Origin of the sequence: Nostoc cf. edaphicum LEGE 07299 (assembly GCF_015207245.1) — a bacterium.
Classification (GTDB): domain Bacteria; phylum Cyanobacteriota; class Cyanobacteriia; order Cyanobacteriales; family Nostocaceae; genus Nostoc; species Nostoc edaphicum_B.
This window is the reverse complement of the sequence record NZ_JADEXF010000324.1, coordinates 1-5,317: the sequence shown is the minus strand read 5'-3', so window position 1 is coordinate 5,317 and position 5,317 is coordinate 1. Positions and strand designations below refer to the sequence as shown.

At 43.8% G+C, this 5,317-nt stretch carries 5 protein-coding genes; 2 read left to right on the top strand and 3 right to left on the bottom strand.

Annotation, left to right across the window (positions count from 1 at the left end; all coding sequences use genetic code 11):
* The 3 genes from IQ229_RS11630 to trmD all read right to left on the bottom strand — a co-directional run.
* The coding region (locus IQ229_RS11630) for an ABC transporter substrate-binding protein (RefSeq protein WP_194043852.1) at window positions 1–1,731 on the bottom strand (1,731 nt) is incomplete at its 3' end.
* 61 nt (window positions 1,732–1,792) lie between these two features.
* Entirely contained in the window at window positions 1,793–2,278 is a 486-nt protein-coding gene (gene ispF / locus IQ229_RS11625; RefSeq protein WP_194043853.1) for a 2-C-methyl-D-erythritol 2,4-cyclodiphosphate synthase, read from the bottom strand.
* Between the two features lie 18 nt (window positions 2,279–2,296).
* The gene (gene trmD, locus IQ229_RS11620; RefSeq protein ID WP_194043850.1) at window positions 2,297–3,031 is read right to left on the bottom strand and encodes a tRNA (guanosine(37)-N1)-methyltransferase TrmD; all 735 of its coding nucleotides are present in this window, start codon (window positions 3,029–3,031) and stop codon (window positions 2,297–2,299) included.
* A gap of 538 nt (window positions 3,032–3,569) precedes the next feature.
* On the opposite strand from trmD, the gene IQ229_RS11615 reads away from it, so the two are divergent.
* Complete coding sequence (locus tag IQ229_RS11615; protein WP_179068376.1) at window positions 3,570–4,433, top strand: cyanophycinase; 864 nt, start codon at window positions 3,570–3,572, stop codon at window positions 4,431–4,433.
* Between the two features lie 174 nt (window positions 4,434–4,607).
* Window positions 4,608–5,317: cyanophycin synthetase family protein (locus tag IQ229_RS11610; RefSeq protein WP_409339924.1), on the top strand; the 710-nt coding region annotated here is incomplete at its 3' end.

Below are 5,317 nucleotides of genomic sequence, written 5' to 3'. Positions count from 1 at the left end.
GTATTGAATACCTTCAAAGCGATTACGCACTGCTGACATTGATAAAGCGTTAACTAGATAAATAAACGGTAAATTTTCTTGGGTAATCTTTTGGGTTTCGGCATAAATTTCTTTCCGCTTTGCTGGATCTAATTCCCTTGCTCCTTGAATGTATAACTTAGCAATTTCTGCTTCCCAAGGAGCTACTTCCCAACCTTGAATTGGCTTTTGTCCTGCTTGGGGTTTTTGATTAAACATGTGTAATCCCCCTTCAGGAGACCAGACATTAGCTCCATCATTTGGTTCTAAACCACCAGTCAGACCCAGCATAGAAACCTCCCAGTCTAATGAATTTGACAGCTTATCTGTGTAAGTATTCCACGCTAGAGGAGTAAAATCGACTTGAATACCAATTTTACTCAAGTCTTGTTTAATCTGCGATCCAATTGCTTCACGGATTTTGTTTCCAGCATTGGTGAGCAACGAGAAGCGGACGCGGTTTCCTTGAGCATCTATTAATTGGTTTTTGTCGTTATATTTGAATCCTGCTTTTAGTAGCAGTTCCTTCGCCTTTTGTATATTGTAGTTATAAACTTTTAGGCCTTCTTCAGGCGACAGATAATAAGGGCTTTGCACGGAAATGGGTGAATTTTGTGGTTTACCCAAACCCCGAAAAGTATTGTTAATCATTGTTTGTCGGTCAATCGCATAGGCTACTGCCTGCCGAAACTCTACAGTATTAAACCAACGCGACTTGACTGGATCAACCAGTGGTTTTCCATCCCTTTTACCTTTATTCAAATTGAACAAAATAAACGTTGTACCAGTTGCAGGGCCACCATTGAAAATTTTGAAATTTCCCCGATCTTCTTGCACCTTTAGCAAAGAAAAATAATCTGGTGAGACTCCCACAGTATCTAATCCGCCAGAACGAAATTGTAACAAGGATGTATCTGTTGATTCTACAATTTGCCACACAATCCTTTCAATATAAGGCTGGGATTCTCCTTTTGGCCCTTTGCGCCAATAATAGGGGTTGCGCCTAAACACTACACGCTGACTGGTATCGTAGCGCTCTAGCTTGTAAGGGCCGTTGACGATAATTTGATCTGGAGGAGTATCAACGCCCCATTTTGACAAAAATATTGGCTTACCATCTTGGTCTTTTGTCTTTACAAATTTATCTAGGGTATGGGCAGGCAAAATTGGTAGTCCTAAAGCTCCTAAGAATGGTGCAAATGGTTCTGGAGTCGTAAATTCAATCCGTTGATCATCGATTTTTCGTACCTTTGGCAATGCCCGACTTTCACCAATCCGTAGCACATCTCTAGCATCTGCGGGAATCGCTTCGTTAAGATAAATATCGTTGAAGGTAAATACTACATCATCAGCTGTTAAAGGCTTCCCATCAGACCATTTCAATCCCTGGCGTAGAGTAAAAACAAACCGTAATTTGTCATCCGAAATTTCCCAAGATTCCGCTAAAGAAGGCTCGATTTTCCCACTTATGGGGTTTTCAGTAGTTAATCCTTCATAAATCAGAGGAAAAACATTCGGAACCTCCTGACTGAGAGGATAATTAAAAGTTTTGGGATCGCTGAGAATAGCACTTACTAATTGTGGTACTTGAGCAGTTGCACTTTTGAAGTTAGCTGGGTTGCAGGCGGTAAGTGTAAGTGCTGTTGCTGAAGTTAGAATTATCGGCAACCAAAAACGTTTAATTACCAGAAATATTTTTCTAAAAACTTTCATAGTTTCAAATTTATTTCCATCTTAATCAGTCTGAAATATCTTTATCAGAAGCTAAAAAAAGTTATTCTGAAGCAACTAGTAAGACAACTGCATAAGCACATATACCTTCTTCACGTCCAACGGGGCCTAATTTTTCGTTGGTGGTAGCTTTGATACCAATTTGATTTTGTTGTAATTCTAAAACTGCCGCTAGTTTGTCGCGCATATTGTGAATATGCGGTTTTAATTTTGGACGTTCTGCTACTACTACCGAGTCAATATTTCCCACCTGCCAACCTTGATCCCGAATCAGTTGATGTACTTGATTTAATAGTACTAAACTATCTGCTCCTGCCCATTTGGGATCGCTAGGAGGAAAATAATGACCAATATCCCCCAAGGATAATGCCCCAAGCATGGCATCCATAATCGCATGGGTAAGTACATCAGCGTCACTATGACCTAATAAACCAAGTTCATGAGAAATTTGAATTCCACCTAAAATCAAAGCGCGATCGCTCACCAGTTGGTGAATATCGTAGCCATTACCAATACGAATTTTTGTCATTTGTTCATTTGTCATTTGTCATTTGTCAGGAGTTAGAAATATATTATTCTCTCCCTGCTCCCCCTTCTCCCCCTGCTTCCATTTTTCCAAGAGATCGGGGCGGCGATCGCGGGTTCTTTGAATTTGTTGTTCGTAACGCCACTTTGCGATCGCGGCATGATTCCCACTGAGCAAGACATCAGGCACTTTCAAACCGCGAAAATTCGCAGGGCGAGTATATTGGGGATAGTCCAATAACCCTTCTTCAAAACTTTCTGCTATGAGGGACTCAGTTTTGGCCACGGTTCCTGGGAGCAGCCGCACGACGCCATTAATCAAAGCCATTGCTGGAATTTCCCCACCAGTCAGAATAAAATCGCCCAAAGATACTTCACGAGTTACCAAATGTAACACCCTCTCATCCACTCCTTCGTAATGCCCACAAATAACTACTAACTGGTCATAATTTGTTACCAATTCTTTCAAAAGAGGTTGATTAATTGCTTGACCCTGTGGACTCATCAAAATTATTTCTCTTCGGGGTAGAATCGGCAGCGACTCCACAGCGGTAAAAATAGGTTCTGGCTTCATTAGCATCCCAACGCCGCCGCCGTAGGGTTCATCGTCTACCTTTCGGTGTTTGTCAGTGGTAAAGTCCCGCGGATTAATCAGATGCACTTCGGCAATCTGTTTAGCTAAGGCTTTACCTAGCAGCCCAGAATTGAGAACAGAGTTAAAACAGTCAGGAAAAAGCGTAACTATATCAAAGCGCACAGTTATTCGTATTCGAGGACACTAATCTTAAATTTGAATGTCTAGCAAACATCAGCAAGCCAAGGTCGGGTTAAACTCCAGTTAAACTTTATCAATAGTATCTAAAACTACCGGATCTCCTGGATTTTAGATGGGATCAAAAGTTTTTCTAATTACTTAATTTATGTTTAAATGTTGTCACAACTACATTTAAATTAATAATCATATCAAGTTAACAACTTCCAGGATGCATCGAGCCAGCCTCAGAAAAAAGCGTAGTCTTAACTGCTCATCCCCAACCCTGAAGGGGGAATCTAGCCACATAAAGACTATTTTGCCCTGCTGCAAGTGGACAGGTGAAAAACAAGGCACTGGCTTTGAGGAATGAGAACAAACACGTTTAGACTGAGGCAACGCGAGCGTTAAGCGAGAATTTGGAGAGTGGCTTTCCCCAGTTCCAAACTTCCAAAAAGTGTCCTCTCAAAGAAGCAAAGCGCAAAAACTATCAGGCAACTGAACCTTGTTAAATTCACCTGAAGTTGTTGACAGGAGAACCAAAATGCCGCAATTACAAGCTAAATCGCTAGAAATGAGGACACCCCAAGCAACTAAAACCGCCGTTCTGGTTATCGGAGGTGCAGAAGATAAAGTTCATGGGCGCGAAATCCTACGAACTTTTTTTGGACGCGCCGGTGCTAGTAAGGCTTATATTACAATTATTCCATCTGCCTCTCGCGAACCTGCCATCATCGGTGGTCGGTATATTCGCATTTTTGAAGAAATGGGTGCCCAGAAGGTAGAGATTTTAGACATCCGCGAACGAGAACAGTGTGAAGCCTCCCAGATCAAAGCATCCTTAGAAGCCTGTAGTGGGGTATTTTTGACAGGAGGAGACCAGCTGCGTCTTTGTGGCGTATTGGCAGATACGCCAGCAATGGAAATTATTCGCCAGCGGGTGAGGGCGGGGCAACTTACGTTAGCAGGCACCAGTGCAGGAGCGGCGGTGATGGGGCATCACATGATTGCTGGCGGCGGTAGTGGAGAGACGCCCAATCGTTCCCTAGTGGATATGGCAACGGGTTTGGGATTTATTCCGGAAGTAATCGTTGACCAACACTTTCACAACCGTAATCGGATGGGGCGACTGATTAGTGCGATCTCAGCTCATCCCGATCGCTTAGGTATTGGCATTGACGAAGATACTTGTGCAGTGTTTGAACGTGATGGTTGGCTACAAGTTATGGGCAAAGGCAGTGTCACCATTGTTGATCCCACTGAGTTGACCCATACCAACGAACCCCATGTCGGTGCTAATGAACCGTTAACCGTACATAATTTACGTCTCCATATCCTCAGCTACGGCGATCGCTTCCACTTGTACCAGCGGACTGTATTGCCTGCTGTACACCGAATCTCCAGCTGACGGGATAGAGTATCTGAGGTTACACTGAGTTGACCGCACATTTATTATTTCTTACCGTAGAAAAATGATAAGAATACCATGTAAAAAGAAAAAACTGTTTCTAACGAACAGTTTAGCGGTCAATTCCAGTAAGAAACTAGAATTTTGGTTCCGAATCTCCATCTACCTATTCCCATGAGAATCCTCAAGATCCAGACATTACGCGGCCCAAACTATTGGAGCATTCGACGCCACAAACTGATCGTCATGCGCCTCGATCTAGAAACCCTTGCCGAGACGCCCTCGAATGAAATCCCTGGCTTTTATGAAGGATTAGTTGAGGCGCTGCCAAGTCTGGAGGGTCACTATTGTTCGCCTGGCTGTCGCGGTGGTTTTCTGATGCGAGTCAAAGAAGGTACTATGATCGGCCACATAGTAGAACACGTAGCCTTAGAACTCCAAGAATTAGCTGGTATGCATGTCGGCTTTGGTCGCACCCGCGAAACTGCCACACCCGGAATTTACCAAGTAGTAATCGAATATCTGAATGAGGAAGCGGGACGCTACGCTGGACGAGCCGCAGTAAGGCTGTGCCAGAGTATCGTTGACCGAGGCCGTTATCCCAAGGCAGAACTAGAGCAAGATATCCAAGACCTGAAAGATTTTACCCGTGATGCTTCCTTAGGGCCTTCTACGGAAGCGATCGTCAAAGAAGCAGAAAAAAGAGGTATTCCCTGGATGTCCCTGGAAGCCCGCTTTTTGATTCAGCTAGGCTACGGCGTGAACCAGAAGCGGATGCAGGCGACAATGACGGACAACACCAGCATTCTGGGCGTAGAACTAGCTTGCGATAAAGAAGCCACTAAACGTATCCTTGCTGCTGCTGGTGCGCCAGTACCCAGAGG

Excerpts from the sequence above, each read along its gene's own strand:
- ispF (WP_194043853.1), bottom strand. The coding sequence starts at position 2,278 with ATGACAAAAATTCGTATTGGTAATGGCTACGATATTCACCAACTGGTG.
- IQ229_RS11615 (WP_179068376.1), top strand. The coding sequence starts at position 3,570 with ATGCCGCAATTACAAGCTAAATCGCTAGAAATGAGGACACCCCAAGCA.